At 71.6% G+C, this 22,159-nt stretch carries 21 protein-coding genes and 1 tRNA gene; 12 read left to right on the forward strand and 10 right to left on the reverse strand.

Annotation, left to right across the window (positions count from 1 at the left end; all coding sequences use genetic code 11):
- The first annotated feature begins 99 nt into the window (after positions 1-99).
- Positions 100-684 (forward strand): asparagine synthase, encoded by a 585-nt coding sequence (locus KV394_RS08450; RefSeq protein WP_136028978.1) that lies wholly within the window; start codon positions 100-102, stop codon positions 682-684.
- 64 nt (positions 685-748) lie between these two features.
- A tRNA-Arg gene (locus KV394_RS08455) sits at positions 749-821 on the forward strand.
- A gap of 71 nt (positions 822-892) precedes the next feature.
- On the opposite strand, the gene KV394_RS08460 is transcribed toward KV394_RS08455, so the two are convergent.
- The gene (locus tag KV394_RS08460) at positions 893-1,837 is read right to left on the reverse strand and encodes a LysR family transcriptional regulator (protein ID WP_372490570.1); all 945 of its coding nucleotides are present in this window, start codon (positions 1,835-1,837) and stop codon (positions 893-895) included.
- 71 nt (positions 1,838-1,908) lie between these two features.
- Between KV394_RS08460 and KV394_RS08465 the strand changes: the two genes are divergently transcribed.
- A complete protein-coding gene (locus KV394_RS08465; protein WP_247982793.1) occupies positions 1,909-3,639 on the forward strand; it encodes an L-aspartate oxidase in 1,731 nt (576 codons plus the stop codon).
- Between the two features lie 63 nt (positions 3,640-3,702).
- Here KV394_RS08465 and KV394_RS08470 read toward each other — a convergent pair whose 3' ends face one another.
- Positions 3,703-4,062 carry a hypothetical protein gene (locus KV394_RS08470; RefSeq protein ID WP_136045091.1) on the reverse strand — a complete coding sequence of 120 codons (360 nt, stop codon included), beginning with the start codon at positions 4,060-4,062 and terminating at the stop codon, positions 3,703-3,705.
- Positions 4,063-4,210: 148 nt separating this feature from the next.
- Here KV394_RS08470 and KV394_RS08475 point away from each other — a divergent pair, with 148 nt between their 5' ends.
- The 5 genes from KV394_RS08475 to KV394_RS08495 all read left to right on the forward strand — a co-directional run bounded on the left by KV394_RS08475 (position 4,211) and on the right by KV394_RS08495 (position 8,785).
- Complete coding sequence (locus KV394_RS08475; RefSeq protein ID WP_247982794.1) at positions 4,211-5,707, forward strand: L-serine ammonia-lyase, iron-sulfur-dependent, subunit alpha; 1,497 nt, start codon at positions 4,211-4,213, stop codon at positions 5,705-5,707.
- 107 nt (positions 5,708-5,814) lie between these two features.
- Positions 5,815-6,570 carry an AAA family ATPase gene (locus tag KV394_RS08480; protein WP_247982795.1) on the forward strand — a complete coding sequence of 252 codons (756 nt, stop codon included), beginning with the start codon at positions 5,815-5,817 and terminating at the stop codon, positions 6,568-6,570.
- A 49-nt stretch (positions 6,571-6,619) separates the two neighbouring features.
- Positions 6,620-7,216, forward strand: a complete 597-nt coding sequence (locus KV394_RS08485) for a TetR/AcrR family transcriptional regulator (RefSeq protein ID WP_136028991.1) — start codon at positions 6,620-6,622, stop codon at positions 7,214-7,216.
- A gap of 55 nt (positions 7,217-7,271) precedes the next feature.
- Complete coding sequence (locus tag KV394_RS08490) at positions 7,272-8,054, forward strand: ABC transporter ATP-binding protein (protein ID WP_247982796.1); 783 nt, start codon at positions 7,272-7,274, stop codon at positions 8,052-8,054.
- On the forward strand, positions 8,051-8,785 hold the full coding sequence (locus tag KV394_RS08495) for an ABC transporter permease (protein WP_247982797.1): 735 nt from the start codon (positions 8,051-8,053) through the stop codon (positions 8,783-8,785). The genes KV394_RS08490 and KV394_RS08495 overlap by 4 nt, the downstream gene beginning before the upstream one ends.
- Before the next feature lie 15 nt (positions 8,786-8,800).
- Here KV394_RS08495 and hrpB read toward each other — a convergent pair whose 3' ends face one another.
- The 3 genes from hrpB to KV394_RS08510 all read right to left on the reverse strand — a co-directional run bounded on the left by hrpB (position 8,801) and on the right by KV394_RS08510 (position 13,809).
- A complete protein-coding gene (gene hrpB, locus KV394_RS08500) occupies positions 8,801-11,350 on the reverse strand; it encodes an ATP-dependent helicase HrpB (RefSeq protein WP_247982798.1) in 2,550 nt (849 codons plus the stop codon).
- A 234-nt stretch (positions 11,351-11,584) separates the two neighbouring features.
- Positions 11,585-13,189 carry an SPFH domain-containing protein gene (locus KV394_RS08505; RefSeq protein WP_247982799.1) on the reverse strand — a complete coding sequence of 535 codons (1,605 nt, stop codon included), beginning with the start codon at positions 13,187-13,189 and terminating at the stop codon, positions 11,585-11,587.
- A 191-nt stretch (positions 13,190-13,380) separates the two neighbouring features.
- Positions 13,381-13,809: a MarR family winged helix-turn-helix transcriptional regulator gene (locus tag KV394_RS08510; protein WP_136031703.1), complete on the reverse strand. Its 429-nt coding sequence runs from the start codon at positions 13,807-13,809 to the stop codon at positions 13,381-13,383.
- Positions 13,810-14,134: 325 nt separating this feature from the next.
- Here KV394_RS08510 and KV394_RS08515 point away from each other — a divergent pair, with 325 nt between their 5' ends.
- Positions 14,135-14,536 carry an arsenate reductase ArsC gene (locus tag KV394_RS08515; RefSeq protein WP_206251770.1) on the forward strand — a complete coding sequence of 134 codons (402 nt, stop codon included), beginning with the start codon at positions 14,135-14,137 and terminating at the stop codon, positions 14,534-14,536.
- Between the two features lie 154 nt (positions 14,537-14,690).
- A complete protein-coding gene (locus KV394_RS08520) occupies positions 14,691-15,341 on the forward strand; it encodes a GntR family transcriptional regulator (protein WP_136031707.1) in 651 nt (216 codons plus the stop codon).
- 66 nt (positions 15,342-15,407) lie between these two features.
- Here KV394_RS08520 and aspS read toward each other — a convergent pair whose 3' ends face one another.
- Complete coding sequence (aspS, locus tag KV394_RS08525; RefSeq protein ID WP_247982800.1) at positions 15,408-16,709, reverse strand: aspartate--tRNA(Asn) ligase; 1,302 nt, start codon at positions 16,707-16,709, stop codon at positions 15,408-15,410.
- 357 nt (positions 16,710-17,066) lie between these two features.
- Here aspS and KV394_RS08530 point away from each other — a divergent pair, with 357 nt between their 5' ends.
- Both KV394_RS08530 and KV394_RS08535 read left to right on the forward strand, forming a co-directional pair.
- A complete protein-coding gene (locus KV394_RS08530) occupies positions 17,067-18,080 on the forward strand; it encodes a TerC family protein (RefSeq protein WP_247982801.1) in 1,014 nt (337 codons plus the stop codon).
- A gap of 94 nt (positions 18,081-18,174) precedes the next feature.
- The gene (locus KV394_RS08535) at positions 18,175-19,461 is read left to right on the forward strand and encodes a hemolysin family protein (protein WP_136031713.1); all 1,287 of its coding nucleotides are present in this window, start codon (positions 18,175-18,177) and stop codon (positions 19,459-19,461) included.
- Between the two features lie 24 nt (positions 19,462-19,485).
- Here KV394_RS08535 and KV394_RS08540 read toward each other — a convergent pair whose 3' ends face one another.
- The 4 genes from KV394_RS08540 to KV394_RS08555 all read right to left on the reverse strand — a co-directional run bounded on the left by KV394_RS08540 (position 19,486) and on the right by KV394_RS08555 (position 22,104).
- On the reverse strand, positions 19,486-20,391 hold the full coding sequence (locus KV394_RS08540; RefSeq protein ID WP_247982802.1) for an arginase family protein: 906 nt from the start codon (positions 20,389-20,391) through the stop codon (positions 19,486-19,488).
- Between the two features lie 58 nt (positions 20,392-20,449).
- Positions 20,450-21,133, reverse strand: coding sequence for a cation transporter (locus KV394_RS08545; protein WP_247982803.1), 684 nt, complete (start codon positions 21,131-21,133; stop codon positions 20,450-20,452).
- Positions 21,133-21,468, reverse strand: a complete 336-nt coding sequence (locus KV394_RS08550; protein ID WP_136031719.1) for an ArsR/SmtB family transcription factor — start codon at positions 21,466-21,468, stop codon at positions 21,133-21,135. Before KV394_RS08550 ends, KV394_RS08545 begins: the two co-directional genes overlap by 1 nt.
- An 84-nt stretch (positions 21,469-21,552) precedes the next feature.
- Positions 21,553-22,104 (reverse strand): small multidrug efflux protein, encoded by a 552-nt coding sequence (locus tag KV394_RS08555; protein ID WP_136045289.1) that lies wholly within the window; start codon positions 22,102-22,104, stop codon positions 21,553-21,555.
- Between the last annotated feature and the right edge of the window lie 55 nt (positions 22,105-22,159).

Below are 22,159 nucleotides of genomic sequence, written 5' to 3' on the forward strand. Positions count from 1 at the left end.
CCGACCGATGTCGGACGCCTGCGAGATGCTGGATGCCGAACCATTCTGGCCGAGACCGGGCCGCATCGATACCGGTACGCTCGTGGAGAGGAGGTGCCGGTGGGACGGACTGCGGATGCCATCGCCGAAGGCGTCGCGATCGCGACGGCCGCCGCGCGCCTCGCCGTGAAGAACCACATCCTCATCGGCACCATTGCAGAGGGCGGCGTGTTCGATCTCGACCGCTACGTCGACGACGCGCGCGAGGCCCTGCGCGCGATGGCCGAGGAGTCGGAGGAGGCGGCGGCCACCGTCACGGCGCTGCGCAAGCGGGCCAGGGGGCGGCACTCCGATCCGGTCGGCACGCACGACTACCGCGACCGCGATGTGCGCAACCTCCGTCGCCGCGCGAAGCAGTCGACCGGGGTGGCCCAGCGGCTGCGGGAGATGATGGACGACCGGCAGCAGCTCGAGGCGATCGTCGAGGAGGCGAGGGCCGCGGCATGGGCCGACGTCCGCCACAACCTCGACCGGCGGCTGCGCGTGGAGGGCATGCGACCGGAGCAGGACCCCGACTACGCGCGGATGCGCGAGGCCCGGATGCAGGCGCTGCGCCTGGTCGACCTGCAGGCCCTGTCGTCGGCGCAGCGGGCGAAGGAGAAGCGCCGCAAGAAGCAGGAGAAGGCGGCAGCGAAGGGCGACTGACCCCTCGTTTCGCTTTCGTCTCGCGACTGTTGTAGGCTGTTCTACGGCCCGCTGAGCGGGCTGGGCGCCCGTAGCTCAATGGATAGAGCATCTGACTACGGATCAGAAGGTTAGGGGTTCGAGTCCCTTCGGGCGCACACTGTGTTGAGACAGTGACGATACGGCCTCCGCTTCGGCGGGGGCCGTTTCTGCATCCCGGGCGGATGTCTCAGTCCGTGTCGAGCAGGCTCGTGATCGCGGGGTCGCGGCGGGCGACGTCGGACGCCGTGGTCAGGATGACCTGCCGCATGGCGGCGACCGCGACGGCGGGGCTGACGTCGGACCGGTGGGCCAGGCTGACGGTGCGGGTCATGGCGGGGTGGGCGAGCCGCACGGACCGCAGCGTCGGCCGGTCGAACAGGACCATCGCGGGCACCACGGCGACGCCGAGCCCTCGTTCGACGAAGCGCAGCACGGAGTCCATCTCGCCGCCCTCCAGCACCAGGTTCGGGGTGAGGTCGGCGGCGCGGAAGGCGGCATCGGTCGTGGCCCGCAGCTCGTAGCTCTCGTCGAAGGCGATGAGCGGCAGGGTCGCCAGGTGGCTGAGCGGGATCGCGGGGGTGCGCGCGACCGGCGGGCGTGCGGCGGACGAGACGACGACCAGTTCCTCCGCGAGCAACGGTGTGCGGGTGAGGCTGACCCCGGCCGGCGGCGGACCGTCGGACTGGGTGATGAGGGCCATGTCGACGGCGCCGACCGCGAGCTGCTCGACCAGGAGGCGGGAGCCGCCCTCGATCAGGTGCAGGTCGACCTCGGGGTAGGAGTCGTGGAACGAGCTGAGGGCTTCGGCGACGAGGCTGATGCACAGCGTGGGCGGTGCCCCGAGCCGCACACGGCCGCGCCGGAGCCCCGCGAGTTCGCCCATCTCGTCGCGGATGGCGTCGGCTTCGGCGAGCATGCGCTGGGCGCGGGGGAGCAGCGTCTCCCCGGCCGCCGTCAGCGCGATGTGGCCACGGGCGCGGTGGAACAGCTCGGCGCCGAGCTCGCGTTCGAGCGTGGAGATCTGTCGGCTCAGCGAGGGCTGGGCCAGGTGCAGGTGCTCGGAGGCGCGGGTGAAGTGTCCGAGGCGGGCGACTTCGACGAACCCGCGGAGTTGCTCGAGGTTCATGGCCATAGCCTACCCGTATGGTTTCCACTCGAACTATGCATTGGAGTTATTAGGTTGTCCTAACTAGCGTCGAGACCATGACTGCACCCGAACGACAGATCTCCACCACGGTCCTCGTGATCGGCACCGGCGGCTCCGGCCTGCGGGCGGCGATCGAGGTCGCCGAACACGGCGTCGACGTGCTCGCCGTGGGCAAACGCCCCCGTCAGGACGCCCACACCTCCCTCGCGGCGGGCGGCATCAACGCGGCCCTCGGCACGATGGACGCCGACGACAGCTGGCAGCAGCACGCCGCCGACACCATCAAGGAGAGCTACCTCCTGGCCAACCCGCACACCGTCGAGGTGGTGACGCGCGGCGCCGAGCGCGGCATCCGCGACCTCGAGCGCTGGGGCATGGACTTCGCCCGCGAGGACGACGGTCGCATCTCCCAGCGGTTCTTCGGCGCGCACACCTACCGTCGCACCGCGTTCTCGGGCGACTACACGGGGCTCGAGATCCAGCGCACCCTGGTCCGCAGGGCCGAGCAGCTCCAGGTCCCGATCCTCGACAACGTCTACATCACCCGCCTGCTCGTGCGCGACAACGTCGTGTTCGGCGCGTACGGCTTCGACCAGGCCGACGGCACCCGCTATCTCATCCACGCCGACGCCGTGATCCTCGCGGCCGGAGGCCACAACCGCATCTGGCGGCGCACCTCCTCCCGACGCGACGAGAACACGGGCGACTCCTTCCGGCTCGCCGTCGACGCGGGCGCGCGACTGCGCGATCCCGAGCTCGTGCAGTTCCACCCCTCCGGCATCATCGAGCCGGAGAACGCGGCAGGGACGCTCATCTCCGAGGCGGCGCGCGGCGAGGGCGGCATCCTGCGCAACGCGCTCGGCGAGCGATTCATGGAGCGCTACGACCCCGAGCGGAAGGAGCTCTCCACGCGCGACCGCGTCGCGCTCGCCGCGTACACCGAGATCCAGGAGGGGCGCGGCACCGAGAACGGCGGCGTGTGGCTCGACGTGTCGCACCTGCCGCGCGAGACGATCATGACCCGGCTGCCGCGCGTCTACCAGACGATGATGGAGCTGCAGATGCTCGACATCACGACCGACCCGATCGAGATCGCCCCCACCGCGCACTATTCGATGGGCGGCGTCTGGGTGCGGTCCGAGGACCACGGCACCGATGTCGAGGGCCTCTACGCGATCGGCGAGGCGTCGAGCGGGCTGCACGGTGCGAACCGGCTGGGCGGCAACTCGCTGATCGAGCTGCTCGTGTACGGGCGGATCGTCGGTCAGGCGGCGATGGCGCACGCCGCGGGGCTCGACGCCCAGCGGCGGTCGGCGGAGGCGGTCGCGGCGGCCCGCGCCGAGATCGACGACCTGCTCGCGGCCGAGGGGCGCGAGAACGTGCGCGCCCTGCAGCGCGCGATCCGCAACCTCATGACCGAGTACGCCGGCGTGGTGCGCTCGGAGGAGGGGCTGCGGGCCGGGCTCGCCGACCTCGACCTGATCGAGGGGCGCATGGAGGACATCGGCATCCACCCGGACATCGCCGGGTTCCAGGACCTCGCCCACGCGTTCGATCTGAAGGCCTCCGCCCTCGCCGCCCGTGCCACGCTGGAGGCGGCGCGGGAACGGCGCGAGACGCGTGGCTGCCACAACCGCAGCGACTACCCCGACACCGATCCGACGCTGCAGGTCAACCTGGTGTGGTCGCCCGCGACCGGCGTCACCCGCGAGGAGATCCCGCCCGTCCCCGCTGAGATTGCCGAGCTGATGCGCGACGTCGACACCGCCGGGAAGCTCGTGGAGTAACCCGCCGTCCCGTCGCTCCTCCCGTCGTTCGTCAGAGCGATCCAGGGAGGAGCGACGGGGGCGTCACTGCCCCGAGGGGTCGTTCTCGCCGACCTGGGGCTGTCCGATCACGCCGATGCCGACCGCCTCGTGGTCGGGTTCGGGGTCGCCCTTCCGCTCCGGTGCCTTCGGCTCCTGGCCGGGGGCCTTCTCGGTGCTCGGCTCTTCGAGCTCCTCCGTGCTCGGCACCTCGGACGGGTCGGCGTCCTCCGGCGACTCGGCCTCCGGGGGAGTGCTCGCCTCGCCCTCGTCCGCGTCGGCGGTGGGGGCGTGCGTGGTCTGGCCCTCCGACGCCGGGGTCGGGGTGGGCGTCTGCGCCTCCGCCGAGAGCTCGTCCGTGGACTCCGGTTCGGGGGCTTCGGGTTCGGGAGTGCTGGTGGTCATGATCGTCCCTTCCTGCGCTGTCGTGCCTCCAGCGTGCCCCGCCGAGCGGCCGAGCTGAAGGGGCTTGACGGGCGGGCGGCCGGGTCCCCGACGCGCTCGGGTTAACCACGATGAACCGAGATGCCGGAACCCGGCGTAGCCTGGAGGGGTGACTGCGTACGTCTCGGCCTTCGACCTGTTCTCCATCGGAGTGGGGCCGTCCAGCTCGCACACCGTCGGCCCCATGCGCGCGGCCCTCGACTTCGCGCAGCGGCTCACGGCGCCGGGCGAGCTGGGCCGCGTCACCCGCGTCGGCTGCACGCTGTACGGCTCCCTCGGCGCGACCGGCATCGGCCACGGCACGCCCGACGCGGTGGTCGCCGGGCTCCGCGGCCTCCGCCCTGAGACGTGCGACCCGGCCGCCGTGCGGGCCGCGTGGCAGGAGTTCCCCGACGGCGCCGCCCTGCGCCTCGGCGGGGTCCACGACGTGGCGTTCGCGAAGGACGACATCGTGTTCGCGCCGCGCACGCGCCTGCCCGGTCACCCCAACGCCATGACCCTGACCGCCACCGCCGCGGACGGCGCCGTGGTGGCCGAGGACACCTACTACTCCATCGGCGGCGGATTCATCCGGCGCGACGGCGAAGCGGCGAAGATCTCGACGGGCGCGTTCCCCTACCCGTACGCCGATGCCGCGTCGCTCCTGGCGCTGTGCGACGAGGAGGGCCTGTCGATCGCGGAGGTCGCGCGCCGCAACGAGATGGCGCTGCGCAGCGAAGCGGAGGTGGCGGCCGGGCTCGACGCCATCTGGGATGCGATGTCGGGGTGCGTCGATGCGGGGCTGCACGCCGACGGTGTGCTGCCGGGGATCCTCAAGGTCAAGCGACGGGCGGGCACGATCCGCGGCCAGCTCGAGGCGGTCGAGGCCGAGGGGCACCGCGAGCTCCCGGGCGAGTGGCTCGGGGCGTTCGCGCTCGCGGTGAACGAGGAGAACGCGGCGGGCGGCCGCGTCGTGACGGCACCGACGAACGGCGCCGCGGGGATCCTTCCGGCCGTGGCGATGTACTGGTGGCGGTTCCTGGCGGACTCCGGCCTCGGCGCCGGCAACGCCGTCACCCCGTACGGCGAGCTCGTCGGCAGCGCACTGCTGGGCTTCGAGGGCACGCCGCCGCCGACCACCGCGGCCGAGGAACGCGAAGACCCGGCGGTCGCCGAGGCCAACCGCCGCCGCGGCATCCGTCGCTTCCTGCTCACCGCGACCGCGCTCGGCTCGCTGTTCAAGGCCAATGCCTCCATCTCCGGCGCGGAGGGCGGGTGCCAGGCCGAGGTCGGCTCCGCGTGCGCGATGGCCGCCGGCGGGCTCACGGCCGTGATGGGCGGCACGAACCGGCAGATCGAGAACGCGGCCGAGATCGCCATGGAGCACCACCTCGGCCTCACGTGTGACCCGATCGGCGGGCTGGTGCAGATCCCGTGCATCGAACGGAACGCGATCGCCGCCTCGACCGCGGTGACCGCGGCCCGTCTCGCCCTGCGCGGTGACGGCAGCCACTACGTGTCGCTCGATGCCGTGGTCGAGACCATGCGGCAGACGGGGGCGGACATGTCGACCAAGTACAAGGAGACGAGCGAGGGTGGTCTCGCGGTCAACGTCATCGAGTGCTGAGCGGGCGGGTGTCGGAGCCGGTCGATAGCCTCGGAGCGGACGTCGACGCGCGGCCTGTCGGACCCGGCGGATACCCTCGTGGCGGGGCCGGAGAGCGGGAGGTGCGGATGGACTCGTTCTGGGAGCCGACGTCCACACGGCGAAGGCAGCAGCCGGTCGTCTCGGTCCGGGCGTCCTCGGATGCCCCGCCCATCGATGGCCGCTGGCCCACGAGCATTCCCGCGGTGGCGCAAGTGCTGCGGGAGGGCATCGACCTCGACTCCGGTGTGACCTTCCTCGTCGGTGAGAACGGCAGCGGCAAGTCCACCCTGGTGGAGGGCATCGCGATCGCGTATGGCCTGTCGCCCGAGGGCGGCTCGCGGCAGGCGCGACACCGCACCAGGGCGACCGAGTCCGAGCTGTCGAGCTGGTTGCGGCTGCAGCGCGGTATCGGCGCCGATCGCTGGGGATTCTTCCTCCGCGCCGAGACGATGCACTCCTTCTACACCTACCTGGAGGAGAACCCGTCGACGAGCGGCGCCGAGGTGTCGTTCCACGAGATGAGTCACGGCGAGTCGTTCCTGGCCGTGCTCGAGAGCCGGTTCGACGATCCCGGGTTCTACTGCCTGGACGAGCCGGAGGCCGCGCTGTCGTTCACGTCGACGCTGTCGCTGATGGCCGTGCTGCGGCGCATCGCCGACGAGGGAGGCCAGGTGCTGTGCGCGACGCACTCCCCGGTCCTCGCCGCTCTTCCGGGAGCGACGATCCTGGAGGTGGGGGAGTGGGGTCTGCGCCCGGCGGCTTGGGAAGACCTGGAGCTCGTGCGGCACTGGCGCTCGTTCCTCGGCGAGCCCGGCCGGTACCTGCGACACCTGCTGGACTGAGCCGCGTCCGGCGGGAGGCCGCCGTCGTGCGGGTCGTAGGCTGACGGGCATGACCGAGCACACCGCACCCCGCCGACGCGGTCGCCCGCGCGGGGGGACGGACTCGCGCGAGCGCATCCTGGCGGCCGCGGTCGACGAGTTCGGCGAGCAGGGGTACGACGGCTCGACGGTCCGCTCGATCGCGGGGCGCGCCGGGGTGGACTCGGCACTCGTGCACCACTACTTCGGCACCAAGGCCGACCTCTTCGCGGAGGCGGTCGGGATACCGCTGCGACCCGACATCGACGTGCCCGGCATCGTCGCGGGGCCGCGGGACGAGGTGGGCGAGCGGCTGGTGCGCTATGTGCTGGAGGCGTTCGAGCGCCCCGAGGTGCGGCGCCGCGGGGTCATGCTGATCCGCACGGCGCTCGGCAGCCGCGTCACCTCGCCGCTGCTCGCGGGCTTCCTGGCGCGCGAGCTGATCGGGCGCATCGCGAAGCTGCTGGCCGTTCCCGATGCGGAGCTGCGCGCGACGCTGGTGGCCTCGCAGATCGCGGGACTGATCGTGACGCGCTACGTGCTGGCGCTCGGGCCCCTCGCGGCGGCGGACATCGGCGACCTCGTGCACCGCGTCGGTCCCACGGTGCAGCGGTACCTGTTCGACTGAGACCGCGGCTCCTCGCCGTTGACCGTGGGGGCACGGCGGGCGCATAATTCATCGCATGATGAATAACGCGGCGGTCGCGATCGCGCAGCTCCGGGTGCGACGGGGAAAGGTGCGGGTGTTCGACGGCGTCGACCTCACCATCCCGCGCGGACAGGTCACCGGACTGCTGGGTCCCTCCGGCTGCGGCAAGACCACCCTCATGCGCTCGATCGTGGGGGTCCAGCGCGTCGAATCGGGCGACGTGACCGTGCTGGGCGAGCCCGGCGGATCGCGACAGCTCCGGAACCGGGTGGCCTACGGCACCCAGGGTGCGGCGGTGTACGGCGACCTCACGGTGCGGCAGAACCTCGTCTACGTCGCCGCGCTGCTCGGGGCTCCCCGGGGCGATGTGGAGCGCGTGATCGACGAGGTCGGGTTGCGGGGCCAGGCCGGCCAGCTGGTCGAGTCGCTCAGCGGCGGGCAGTCCACGCGCGTCTCCCTCGCGATGGCCCTCGTCGGCGCGCCGGAGCTGATCGTGCTGGACGAGCCGACCGTCGGCCTCGACCCCGTGCTGCGCGCCGAGTTGTGGACCCTGTTCCGCGGCCTGGCCGACCGCGGCGTGACCCTGATCGTCTCCAGCCACGTGATGGACGAGGCGCTGCGCTGCGATCGGCTGCTGCTGATGCGCGACGGGCGGATCATCGCCGACACGACGCCCGCGTCGCTGCTGGCCGACACGGGCGCCGCGGATCCGGAGGCGGCCTTCCTCACGCTGATCGAACGGGACCGTGCGGCAGAGCACATCACGCGCCGATCCCGACGCGGTGCCCGGGAGCACGGAGAGGAGCAGGGGGAATGAACGGCCGCCGCATGTTCGCGACCGCGGCCCGCGTGCTGACGCAGCTGCGGCACGACCCCCGCTCGATCGCGCTGATGCTCGTCGCCCCCAGCCTGCTGGTCGGGCTGTTCGCCTGGCTGTTCGCGGAGCAGGAGGGCGTGTTCGACCAGTTCGGCGGGGCGATCCTGGCACTGTTCCCGTTCATCGTGATGTTCCTCATCACCTCGATCACCACGCTGCGTGAGCGCCGCTCCGGCACCCTCGAACGGCTCATGACCACCCCGCTCGGCAAGGCCGACTTCATCCTCGGGTATGCCCTGGCCTTCGGGCTCATGGCACTGCTGCAGGCGGTGATCACGGTGTCGTTCGCGGTGGGGGTGTGCGGGCTCGACGTGGAGGGCGAGCTGTGGCAGCTGGGCCTGGTCGCGGTGGTCGACGCCTTGCTCGGCACCGCGCTCGGGCTGCTCGCGAGTGCGTTCGCGCAGACGGAGTTCCAGGCGGTGCAGTTCATGCCGGTGCTGGTGTTCCCGCAGATCATCCTCGGCGGGCTGTTCATGCCGCGCGACCAGATGCCCGACGTTCTGCACGCGATCTCGGACTGGCTGCCGCTCAGCTACGCGATCGACACGATCAACGCGGTCGCCGCGGGCGACGGCGGGTGGGACGTGTACCGCCCGCTGCTCGTGGTGGTCGCGTTCTGCGTCGGTGCGCTCGTGCTCGCGTCGCTCACGCTGCGGCGTCGCACGGCCTGACCAGGCGGCCTCCGCTCAGCGCGGCGTGCGGTTCTTCGTATGGCGGGTGGGGGCGGCCGACCACGGGTCCTCCGGCCAGGGGTGCTTGGGGTAGCGTCCGCGCATCTCGGCGCGCACCTGCGCGTACGGCCCCGACCAGAACGACGCGAGATCGTCGGTGACCGCGAGCGGACGCCCGGCGGGGGACAGCAGGTGGAACAGCACGGGCACGTGGTCGTCGACGAGTCGGGGAGTCTCGGCCCAGCCGAAGCACTCCTGCAGCTTCACAGCCACGACGGGGCGCGCGGACGTGTCGTCCGCGTCGGGATAGCCGATCCGCACGCGCGAGCCGCTGGGCACCTCGAGCCGCTCGGGGACGAGGGCATCGAGGCGCGACGCCTCGGGCCAGGGGAGCAGCCGGCGCAACGGCGGGGCCAGGTCGATCCGTGCCGCGGGAGTGCCGGCGGCGAGGGCGTCGAGTTCGGGCCCGAGCCACGCGTCAAGGGTCGCGAGCAGGCCGGCATCCGACACGTCGGGCCACGGGTCGCCGAGCTCGCGCCGCACCAGCGACAGACGACGACGCAGGGTGTCGGCCGCCTCCGACCACGCGAACACGCCGAGCCCGTCGCGTTGCAGCGCCCGGCGCACGGCATCTCTGCCCTCGTCGGCGGAGGCACGCACCGGCACCGAAGCTCGCAGGATCGCGCCGATGCGGCGCTCGCGCCTGGCCTGCACGCGTCCGTTCGTGAACGCGGCCTCGACCCGGTCGGTCATCAGGTGCTGTGCGGCCCGCTCCATCTGCGCCTCGGACAGCGCAGCGGCGGCACGGATGATCGCTCCCGACCCTGCCGCCGCACGCCCCGCGGCGCGCGTGACGTCGGCGACCGCGATCCACTCCGACGCCGCGAGCGGTCCGCGCATCCCCGCCCTGGTGCCGGACGCGAGCAGGAACGTCGCCCCGTCCGCCGTGCGCTCGACCCGCTGCGCGATCCGCTCGGGGAAGGCGAGGGCGATCACGAGACCCGTGCCGTCGAGACCGGAGCGGACGCCCGGCGTCGCGGGGACCAGTCGTCGGAGGCGATCCGCGTCGGTGCGCCACCGGGCGTCGGGAGTGCGTCCGCTGCGGAGAGCGACGAGCGCCTGCGCCGCGTCGGCATCGGCGATGCGCACGTCGCCGCTCAGCAGGGCGACGACATCGGCCGCCAGCGCCGCACCCACGAGCGGACTGCCGTCGCGGAGCGCGCGGGCGAGCCGCGGGTCGGTCGGGATCCGCGCCAGGTCACGGCCCTCGACGGTGGCGCGTCCTTCGTCGTCGATCGCGCCGAGTGCGCCCAGCACCGTCAGGGCGTCCGCCAGGCTGTCGGCCGGCGGTGGGTCGATCAGGCGCAGTCCCGCGCCGCCGGGAGCACCCCAGCACGCGAGCAGCAGTGCGGCATCCGTCAGATCGGCCACCGCGATCTCGGGGGCGGGGCGGGCGGGTGCCGCGGCGTAGGTGCGTTCGTCGACGCAGCGCACCACGATGCCGGGTCCCTGACGCGTGGCGCGGCCGGCGCGCTGCACGCACGAGGAGCGGGGTGCGGCAGTCGTGACGAGTCCCGTCATCCCGCGGGCGGCGTCGCGCTGCGGCTGTCGCGCCAGGCAGCTGTCCACCACCAGGCGCACCCCCGGCACGGTGAGCGACGATTCGGCGAGCGACGTCGTGACGATGATGCGCGGCGGGTCGGAGGCGCGCCTCCCGCGGATCACGGCGTCCTGCGCGGCGGCGGGGAGCTGACCGTGCAGCTCGCGCACGTCGTACGACCCGTCGGCGTCACGGACGCGGCGGGCGATCTCCGCCACCTCGCGAGCTCCCGGTGCGAAGACCAGCACGTCGGCGGTCGGATCGTCGCGGGTCAGGTCGCGCGCGGCGGAGACGGTGGTGCGGGCGACGTGATCGAGGAACTCCCACGACACCCCGCGCTCGTCGAGTCGCGGGCCGGGGCTCGGCGCCCACCGCTCGGTGAGCGGAAAGGCGGGCACAGCGTGCTCGACGACGGCAGCCGGACGCTCGTCTGTGCCGATGACGCCGGCGATGCGGGCGGCGTCGAGGGTCGCGGACATCGCGACGAGCGTCAGGTCGTCGCGCAGCAGCCGCACCTCCGACAGCAGCCCGATCAGCAGGTCGGTCTCGAGAGCTCGCTCGTGCACCTCGTCGATGATCACGGCGTCAACGCCGTCGAGGCCCGGGTCGTCGAGCAGCCGCCGCAGCAGCACCCCGGCCGTGACGAACTCGATCCGGGTCGACGGTCCGACGGAGCGCTCGCCGCGCACGGTGAATCCCACGCGCTCGCCCAGGGTGGAGCCGTCGAGCTGCGCGAGTCGTCGGGCCGCTGCGCGTGCCGCCACGCGGCGGGGTTGTGTCACGATCACGCGGCCGGGAACGCGAGAGGCGAGCAGGGGCGGGACGAGTGTGGTCTTGCCGGTGCCGGGCGGAGCGCTCACCACGACCGCATGGTCGACGTCGAGGGCCGCAGCGACGTCGGGGAGGGCGGCCGCGAACGAGAGCCCAGCGCCGATCGCGGCGAGGTCGAAGGCGGCGGACGTCATCGCCCCAGTCTGCCGGTTCACGACGTGTCCCCTCCTGCGCCGCCGGCCTCCGATCCGGCCCTCAGCCCACCCGAGGCTCGGGAATCGAGGAGTCGTGAACGTCGCCGGACGCAGAAAGCGGATGCCGCGACCCGGTGGGCCGCGGCATCCGCTGTCCTGTCGCGCCTACTCCGCAGTGGCAATCGCGCTCACTTCGCGGTGGCTGTCGCGCCTACTCCGCGGAGGCAATCGCGCTTACTCCGCGGCAGCTGCCGGGGGCGCGGGGGGCGGCGGCGTGGTCGGGGCGGGCGTACGCGGCGCCGACGCGGCGGGGGCACCCGCCTCCGCGACGCCGGCACCGATGCCGCGTCCGACGGCCTGGCCCTGGATGATCCCGGCGAGGTCGAGCCCGGTCGCGGAGTGCACGCTGTCGAACACCGAGCGCAGAGCCTTCGCGCTGTCGGCGCCGACGACCTGGGAGGCCCCGTCGTCGCCGGAGCCGCCCACGATCGAGACGTTGCCGATCGCGGCGTAGCCCTTGGCGAACTCGGCCATGATCGACGGCAGCACCTCCAGCACGCGCTGCGACAGGAAGGCGTCCTGGTTGGAGGCGATGGCCTTGGCCTCGGCCTCGACGGCGGCCGCGCGCGCCTCACCCTCGGCACGGATGGCCTCGGCCTCGGCGTTCGCGCGCAGGCGGCGGGCCTCGGCCTCGGCTTCGGCCTGTGCCCGCAGCGCATCGGCGTCACCCGTGGCCTTCGCGATGGCGGCCGCGGCCTCACCGTCGGCCCGGGCCTTGTCGGCCTGCGCCTGCTGCTCGGCGATGCGCGTGCGGGCCTCGGCCTGCTTGACCTGCTCGATCGCGGCGGCCTCGGCGGCGCGCTCACGCGTGTAGAGCTCGGCCTGCGCGCGCGTCTCGGCCTCGTAGCGCTGGGCGTCGGCCACGCGCTTCACGTCGGCGTCGAGCTGAGCCTGCTTGTTCTCCGCCTGCTGCTGCAGCACGGCCTGCTCGGCCTGCGCGCGGGCGAGCTGTTCAGCCTGCTCCGCCTCGGCACGCGCTCGTCCGATGCCGGCGTTCGCGTTGGCGGTGTTGGTATCGAGCGCCGTCTGCTCGACGAGGTTCGCCTCCTGGTTGGCGATGTTCTTCTGGTTGATCGCGCGGTCGGCGTTGGTCTGCGAGATCTCGGCGGCCTGTCGCTTCGCCTGGATCTCCGGCGCCCCGAGCGACTGGATGTAGCCGACCTTGTCGGTGATGCCCTTGATCTGGAAGGAGTCGAGGATGAGGCCCTGCTCCGCGAGCTCCTGCGAGACGTCGGCCGCGATCTGGTCGGAGAACTTCTTCCGCTCCCGCATGAGCTCGACGACCGAGAGGGTCGCGACGATGCCGCGCAACGCACCCTCGAGCTGCTCGGTGGTGAACTGCTCGATCGCCTTGTCCTGCGACGCGAAGCGCTCCGCGGCACGCCGCACGAGCAGCGGGTCGGAGCCGATCTTCACGATCGCGACGCCGTCGACGTTGAGGGTGACGTTGTCGAGCGACTGCGCCTCTGCATTGAGCGAGACCTGACGGGAGCGCAGGGAGATGATCTCGTGGCGCTGCGTGATCGGGTTGACGAGGGACTTGCCGTTGACGATCACCGTGACCGGCGACTCCGACAGTTCCGAGCGGCTCGTGCCGTCGGCGGCGATCACCGCGCGCTGCACCTTCTGCTTGCGGCCCGAGATGACGAGCGCCTCATCGGCCCTGGCCACCTTGATCCAGCTGCGGGCGAAGAGCAGCAGGATCAGCAGCAGGATGACCGCTGCGACGACGGCGATACCGATGATGATGAGGATGCCGACGATTCCGGCGATCTCCATGGATGACCTCCCTTGGTCCCCCCCGAGGGGGCGGTCTGACGGGCCCGCGCGGTGTGCCGGGACTCGGTTCCACCCTGCCAGAAACCCCGGAGGGCCCGCTCTGCGCGGGGGTGATCGCCGACACATCGGGGAGAAGATGCGGCAGAGGCGGGGTGGGGAGAAGGGCTCATTCCCCGTTCACGCGGTCGCGGTCAGCGGTTGCGGAGCTTCTCCGCGAGGTCGCGCAGCTGGCGCAGCTCGTCGTCGTCGAGCCGGGACATGCGTGACGCGATGGAGCGGCCGTGCACCGTGGCGAGGGAACGGAAGGCCCGGGCGCCGGCGTCGGTCGCGCGGATCAGTGCACCGCGGCCGTCATCCGGGTCGGGGCACTTGGCGACGAGCCCGCGGGCGACCATGCGATCGACGAGGCGGGAGACGCTGGGCTGGCTGATCAGCATGTTCGCGGTGATGTCGCGCAGTCGCGCCGTCATGTCGGGGGAGCGGGTGACGGTGAGGAGCACGTCGTATTCGGCCTGCGCGAGCTCGTTGTGATCGAAGTCGGCCATCATGTCCGTGAACAGCTCGTGCTGCGCGCGGAACAGGCTCTCCCAGGCCTCCAGGGCGAGCTTGCGATCGGTCATCCTCACAGCGTAGCGGCCACAGTAAAGGGCCGGTCGGAGAGGCTCCCGACCGGCCCTTGTCCCTTGCACCAAGAGTGTCCTGCAATCACATGCGGTGGATGCCACAGCAAACATTCACCGTGCGATCACTGTATAACGACGAGGTAACGAATGCAACGGTTTGGTCACGGAATCTTCGCGCGACGCGCGGGCCCGATCCGACCGAGTCGGCCGGAAGCCGCCGCGGGGCGCTCGCGGCTTGCTCTTTATATCGATAGTCATCAATATGGAGTCACGCCCACCTCGCGGTCTCAACCACCCGTTGACCCATCCACCCAGGAGCGCCATGACCGCCACCACCCCCTCCGTCCTCTTCGTCTGCGTGCACAACGCCGGACGCTCGCAGATGGCCGCGGGGTTCCTCCGCGAGCTCGCCGGTGACCGCATCGAGGTGAGGTCCGCGGGGTCGCTGCCCGCGGACCGCATCAATCCCGTCGCGGTGGAGGCCATGGCCGAGGTCGGGATTGACATCACCGCCGAGCAGCCGAAGGTGCTCACCGTGGACGCCGTCAAGGCGTCGGATGTCGTGATCACGATGGGATGCGGCGACGCGTGCCCCATCTTCCCCGGAAAGCGCTACGAGGACTGGACGCTCGAGGACCCGGCAGGGCAGGGGATCGAGGCGGTGCGGCCGATCCGCGATGACATCCGCACGCGGATCGAGACGCTCGTGGGAGAGCTGATCTGAGCCGAGCTCCGGGCTCACCGTCCGTGGGCGTGGGCGTTCCTCGCCCTTTCCCCCGAAGTGGGATATATTGCTGAAACGTAGAACTTCACTCTCCAATACTCCCCAACTGGAGGAACGCGTGACACTCTCAGGTGGTCCGCTCGAGCGTCGGTCGATGAGCGACGAGGCGTTCGTGCGGCTGCAGGACGCCATCATCAGCGGAGAGCTGCCCCCGGGGGAGCGACTGCGCGACTACGAACTCGCGGAACGCCTCGGCACCTCCAAGACACCGATCCGTCATGCGCTCGACCGCCTGGCCGACAACGGGCTCGTCGAGATGCAGCGCAACCGCTACACGCGGGTTGCCCCCATCGATCTCAACCGGGTCCGCAATGCGGTCGACCTGTTCGGCGACATCTGGATCGGCTCGGTGCGTCACGTGCTGCCGGTGATCCAAGACGACGACGTGTCGTATCTGGTCGAGCTCGCGGACGACATGGCGACGGCGGTCAATTCCCGAGACGTCATCGGGTTCGGCGCCGCGCTGCGCGGTGCAGCGACCGGGTTCGCTCGCATCGAGGGCAACGCGGCGCGCGCGACGGTGATCGAGCGGCTCGGTCCTCAGATCCGCCGCTTCAGCCAGCACTCCAAAGACGTGTTCGACTGGGCGGCGGTGGGCGACGTGGTCGCCTCGATCCGTGACGCCCTCGAGGAGCGCGACGCCGTCAAGATCCGCGCCGTGCTCGTCACGCTGTTCGACGAGGTGCTGCCCTCCATCATCGACCGCGCGGAGGCCGAGGGCCTCGCCGGCACGACGGCCGAGTAGGACGAGGACACCGAACGAGGGCGGCCGCGCGGTGCGGCCGCCCTCGTCGTGTCCGGCGCTCTCGCGCTACGGCGTCAGGCGGTGCAGGTCGCGCGGGAACAGCGTGACCTCGCGGACGTTGGGCGCGTCGACGAGTCGCGCGATCCAGCGCTCCAGGCCGATCGCGAACCCGCCGTGCGGCGGCATCCCGTGCGCGAACGCCTCGAGGTAGCCGCGGTAAGCGTCGGGCGACTCGCCCCCGGCCTTGATCGCGGCGACCAGTTCGGAGTGACGGTGCCGCCGCTGCCCGCCCGTCACCAGCTCCAGCCCCCGGAAGAGCAGGTCGAAGCTGTTGCTCCAGCGCTCGTCGTCGGGTTGCGGGTGCGTGTAGAACGGACGCTTGGCCATCGGGTACCCCTCGACCGCGAGCACGTCGCTGCCGAACTCGGCCATGGCCCACTCGCCGAGCGCGCGCTCGTGCGCCGGTGCCAGGTCGGGCTCGTCGTCGGGCGCCCCCACCAGGCGCAGCGCGTCGCGGAAGTGGATGACCGGGATCTCCTCGGGGATCGTCGGCAGCGGCACCCGGAGCTGCGCCACGGCCGCGGCCGCCTCCGCGCGGATCCCGTCGAGCATTCCTCGCAGCACCTCCCCCAGGAGCGACAGCACGTCGCGGTGGTCGCGGACGAAGCCGAACTCCACATCGAGCGACACGTACTCGGCCAGGTGCCGCACGGTGTCATGGGGCTCTGCGCGGAACACCGGCCCCACCTCGTACACGCGCTCGAACACCCCGACGAGCTGCTGCTTGTAGAACTGCGGGCTCTGCGCCAGGTACGCCGGACGGCCGAAGTAGTCCACGGGGAACACGTTCGCGCCCGACTCCGTCGCGGTCGCCACGATCTTCGGCGTGTGGACCTCGGTGAAGCCGGCGGCGTCGAGCGTGCGGCGGAAGGCCCTGAGGCTCGCGGCCCCCAGTTCCCAGGTCGCCCGGCGGGCGGGGTGGCGCCACAGCACCGGCGCGTGGTCGAGCAGCGTGGGCAGCGTCGCGTCGAGGGTCGGCCGCCACAGGTCCACCACGGGGGTCGCTGCGGGCTCGGACAGCAGCTCGATCCGAGGCGAGGCGACCTCGACGCCACCGGGCGCCTGCGGGTTCGCGGATACGGTGCCGGTGACGCGGACGACGGTCTCCTCGGGCGGCAGGCCGCCGTCGGGCAGTTCGCTCGGCCGCAGCACGACCTGCGCCAGCCCGGAGCGGTCGCGCAGGATCAGGAAGGCGACGGAGGCGAGCTCGCGGCGGCGGTGCACGTGGCCGAGGAGCGTGACGCTCCGGCCCGGCGCGGTGCGGGACAGTTCGGTCGCGAGCGTGCGACCGGGGTCGGGTGATCTCATTCTTCCTCCAGGTTGTGGAAGCCCTGGAGGTGCGGGCGGGGGCTAGATCGCGGTGCCACCACACCTTCGCCGGTGAGACACCGGCCTCTCGTCGGTACGCCGGACGCGCGGGGACCGCTTGCCGTCGAGGCCGGGGGTCGTCACGCCCCGCAGTCGCCACCGCCAGTCTAGGGGACCGGGTTCTCGGCAGATCCACAGCATTCCGATATGGGCGTCTCGTACTCTGGGACCTCCAAGGGGAGTACTCCGACACGGTCTGGTCGTCATTACGGATGCATCGCATCCCGGCCCACCGGTCCCGATTCGGGATGGAGAAGACTTTGGCGCTGTTCTGCCACGCCGAATCTGGAGTATCCCTTGGACGTCACCCCTCTCATCTGGGTCATCACGATCGCGGTCACGATCGCGTTCTTCGTGTACGAGTTCTTCGCCCACGTGCGCACGCCGCACGAGCCGACCATCGGTGAATCCGCCCGCTGGTCCATCTTCTACATCAGCCTGGCGCTGCTCTTCGGCGTGGGCATCGGCATGGTCTCCGGGTGGACGTACGGCGGCGAGTACTTCGCCGGGTACCTCACCGAGAAGGCCCTGTCGATCGACAACCTCTTCGTGTTCCTGATCGTCATGACCGGGTTCGCCGTGCCGAAGATCTACCAGCAGAAGGTGCTGATGATCGGCATCGTGATCGCCCTGATCCTGCGCGGCATCTTCATCGCGGTCGGCGCGACGCTGATCGAGAACTTCTCCTGGATCTTCTACGTGTTCGGCGCGCTCCTGCTCTTCCTCGCCTACCGCCAGGCGTTCAGCAACCACGAGAGCAACCCCGCGAACGGCCGCTTCATGACCTTCGTGCGCCGTCACCTCCCCGTCAGCGAGGAGTACAACAACGACCGGCTGACCGTCGTCAAGAACGGGAAGCGCTTCGTCACCCCGATGCTGCTGACCATCATCGCGATCGGGTTCATCGACCTCGTGTTCGCCGTCGACTCGATCCCCGCGATCTACGGTCTCACCGATCAGGCGTACATCGTGTTCACCGCCAACGCGTTCGCCCTCATGGGGCTGCGCCAGCTGTACTTCCTCATCGGCGGACTGCTGGAGCGCCTGGTCTACCTGGCCCAGGGCCTCGCCGTGATCCTCGCGTTCATCGGCGTGAAGCTGGTGCTGCATGCGCTGCACGTCAACGAGGTCCCGTTCATCAATAACGGCGAGCCGATGCTGTGGGCGCCCGAGATCCCGATCTGGTTCTCGCTGCTCTTCATCACCGCGACCATCGCCGTCGCCACCGTCGCGAGTCTGCTCAAGACCCGCAAGACCGCTTCTCTTCCCCCCACGACCGGCACCACCCCCATCGACAAGGAGCACTCTTGAGCGCGCAGCGCTGTTCTGACTCTTCGGACTCTGACAGTACGGGCGCCCGGTTCATCCCGGGCGCTCACCCCGCACCCGGAGAGGAAGCCCGCTGATGGGCGACCTGCTCCTGAACATCGCCCTCGTCCTCGTGTTCGTGCTGATCGGCGGCGTCTTCGCGGCGACCGAGATGGCGCTGGTCACGCTGCGCGAGAGCCAGATCAACGCGATCGGCCAGCGCGGGAAGCGCGGCGCCAAGGTCGCCGGGCTGGCCCGCAACCCCAACACCTTCCTCTCGGCGGTGCAGATCGGCGTGACCGTGGCGGGCTTCGCGTCTGCCGCCTACGGCGCCACCTCGATCGCTCCGTCGCTCGCGCCCCTGTTCGAGAGCTGGGGACTCGCCCCCGCCGTGGCGCTCACGGTCGCCACCCTCGTGCTCACCCTCGTGATCGCGTACCTGTCGCTCGTGCTCGGCGAGCTCGTGCCGAAGCGTCTCGCGATCCAGCGCAACGCCCAGTTCGCGTATGCCGTCGCCCCGGCCCTGAACGGCTTCGCGACCGTCATGCGACCGGTGATCTGGCTGCTGTCCGTGTCGACGAACGCCCTCGTGCGGCTGCTCGGCGGCGACCCGCACAAGACCAGCGATGAGCTCACCGACGAGGAGGTGCGCGACATCGTCGCGACGCACCAGGGGCTGCCCGACGACGAGCGCCGCATCCTCGACGACGTGCTGTCGCTGCGCGGCCGCCAGGTGAGCGAGGTCATGCGACCGCGACCCGAGGTGGTGGCGCTCGACCAGGCCGCCACCGTGGGCGCTGCCATGCAGCAGGTGCGGGAGCTGCCGTTCTCGCGCTACCCGGTGTCGGACACCTCGATCGACGACATCACCGGGTTCGTGCACGTGCGCGACCTGTTCGAGGCCGCGGCCGACGACCCGGAGCGACCGCTGGCGGCCCTCGTGCGCCAGATCCCCTACATCCCCTCGACCGCCCGGGTGCTGCCGACGCTGACCCGCATGCGCGCGGAGGGCCACCACATCGCGGTCGTCGTCGACGAGTACGGCGGCACGGACGGGCTCGTGACGCTCGAGGACCTGGTGGAGGAGGTCGTCGGCGAGATCTTCGACGAGTACGACGCCGAGGTCTTCATCTCGGCCGACGACGGGCTCGACGGACGCCTCAACCTGCAGGACTTCGAGGAGGCCACCGGGCTGGCCATGCCGCGCGGATCGTCGGACACCATCGCCGGATTCGTCACGGAACAGCTCGGACGCCTCGCGGTGGTCGGCGACACGGTCGAGGTGCCCGGCGCGACCATCCAGGTGGCAGAGGTGGATCGGCGCCGGATCGCCCGGGTGCGGGTGACGCTGCACGCCGAGCCGGAGCCCGCCGCGGAGCACTGAGCGCGGAGCGTCCGGCCGGCATGGTCAGGCCGGACGCACCCCGCTGCCGAGCTCGCTCAGGCCCTCGCTCAGAACCTCGACCAGCAGCCGCGCATAGCGGCCGTCGGGGTCGAGGTCGGGATCGAACACGGTGATGCTCGCACCGATCGCCCGCGGAGCGAGGCCCCGCAGCAGCGCCGTCAGCTCGTCGGCGGAGAGGCCGCCGGGATCGGGGCTGTCCACCGCGGGCATCACGGACGGGTCGAGCACGTCGACGTCGAGCTGGAGCCAGTACGCCTCACCCGCCGCTGCGGCAGACTCGGACGCGACGGCCTGGGCTCCGCGCGCGGAGACCTCGGCCGCGGGGGTCACGCGTGCCAGGAGGCCGCGAACCTCCTCCTGCTCCTCGTCGTCGTCGCGGTGTCCGACGTGGGCGGTGCGCCCCGCCGGGAAGTAGGGGGACAGGCCGTCGATGTCGGCGATGGCCGGCCAGTGCAGGCCGATCGCCGCCGCCAGGGCCTCGCCGGCGACGGCCGCGCACTCCTCGCTGTTGCCGGGGTGGCGGAAATCGGTGTGGCCGTCGATGTGCACGAGTCCCGCTCCGCCGCGTCTCTTCAGAGCGATCCCGGCGCCGACGAGGATGCCGCAGTCGCCGCCGATCACCAGGGGTGCCTGCCCCGCGTCGATCGCGTCGCCGATGCGCGCGGCCAGGCGCAGCGAGTGGTCGACGAACGCGGCCTCGTTGCGGACCCGACCGGCCGGACGCACGTCGTCGTCGGCCACGTACCGGCCGGGGAGGACGACGCCGGAGTCGGTCGCGCCCCGGGCGGCGAACCGCTCGTAGAGGCCCGCCTCGCGCAACGCCTCCGGCGCTTTCGCCGAGCCGGGCACGCTCCCGGGCTCGGGCGGACGGAGGCCGAGGTTGCTGGGAGCGGACAGAAGAGTGATCATGCGGTCCACTCTGGCGGGGGCGACCGACATTCGCTCCGCCCGCGCGAGGGGAGTGGATTCAGCGCTCGTGGTCGTGCTCGTGGTCGTGGTCGTGCTCGTGGTCGTGCTCCTCGAGGAGCATGCCGACCGAGGTCGCGCACGCGTCACCGCGCCAGGCCTCGATCCCCTCGCGGACGGCGAAGCCCGCGATGACGAGCCCCGCGACCGCGTCGGCCCACCACCACCCCAGCAGCGAGTTCGCCACGAGTCCGACGAGCACGGCGGCGGACAGATACGTGCAGATCAGCGTCTGCATCGAGTCCGCGACCGCGGTGGCCGACCCCAGCTCGCGCCCCGCCCGGCGCTCGGCGAGGGAGAGGAACGGCATCACGACCACGCTCACCGCGGTCAGCACGATCCCGACCGTGCTGTGCTCCGGCCGCTCCTGCGCGATCAGGGCCAGGACGGAACTCGCCGTCACGTACAGCGCGAGCGCGAAGAACGCGACCCCGATGACCCGCAGCGTCGGCTTCTCCCAGCGCTCGGGATCGGGCCGCGTGAACTGCCAGGCGACCGCCGCCGCGGAGAGCACCTCGATCGTGGAGTCGAGCCCGAACCCGATCAGTGCGGCGGAGGAGGCCACGGAGCCCGCGGCGACGGCGATGATGGCCTCGATCACGTTGTAGCCGATCGTGACGCCCACGATCAGGCGGATGCGGCGGTGCAGCGTCTGCCGGCGGGGCTCGGCGACCACGGCCGCCATCAGCAGGTGCACCCCTCGCCGTCGCAGCAGTCCGGGTCGACGATCAGGGTGACCCGCATCAGCATGTCGAGCGCGGGAGCGAGGTGGCGGTCCGACAGGCGGTAGAGGCTGCGTCGCCCGTCGGCCGTGCTCTCGACGAGTCCGCAGCCGCGCAGGCACGCGAGATGGTTCGACATCGCCTGCCGCGAGACGCCGAGCGCCTCCGCGAGCTCGGCCGGGTACCGCGGCGACGACCGGAGGGCGAGCAGGATCCCGGCGCGCGTCGTGTCGGACAGCGCGTGCCCGAGGCGGGCGACGGCGGCGGTGTGCGGAGTCGAGGCGAGCGCAGTGGTCACCCCTGAACAGTACAGAAAGAAGTGAATTCAGAAAAGAGTGAAGCGGGAGGGGCAACGGATGCGACCGCCCCTCCCGCCGCGATCTCAGCGGATCGCGTACACCGCGCCGCCGACGATCACGGCCACCACGGTGGTCCAGCCGATGATCGCGACCGCCTGCCACACGAGGATCCGTCCCTTGCCCACGCCCGACGCCGCGAGCATGGTCGCGGTGAAGTGCGTGGGCAGCAGCAGCGGTCCCAGCAGGCTCACGCCGGGGACGCCGTAGCGCTCGAACGCCCGCTGGAACTTCTCGCGCCGCGCGGAGCCGCGCCCCTGCTCGGCCGCGGGCGCGGGTGCCGCGTCATCCTCCAGGCTGCTCCCGCCGCCCGCGAGTGCGGCCTGCCGCGCCCTCGACCGGTCGACGATGGCGCGCCGCGCCCCCGAGCTCGCGAGCACCAGGACGGCCACGCACACGAAGTTGCCCACCATCGCCGCGACGGCCGCCACCACCGGGGGGATGCCGCCGATGATCCCGATGCCCGCGGCACCCTCGCCCTCGATGAACGGCACCGCGCCGGCGAGAGCGACGATGAGGGGCTGCACCAGGTCGGGGACCTGGGCGACGAGGTTCTGGAACGTCTCGACGAGGTTCATGGGAGGGGCCTCCGGGAGTTTCGGCGGACGGGCTCTCCGTCGCCATGACCCCAGT

This window comes from Microbacterium sufflavum (genome assembly GCF_023101165.1).
Lineage (GTDB): Bacteria > Actinomycetota > Actinomycetes > Actinomycetales > Microbacteriaceae > Microbacterium > Microbacterium sufflavum.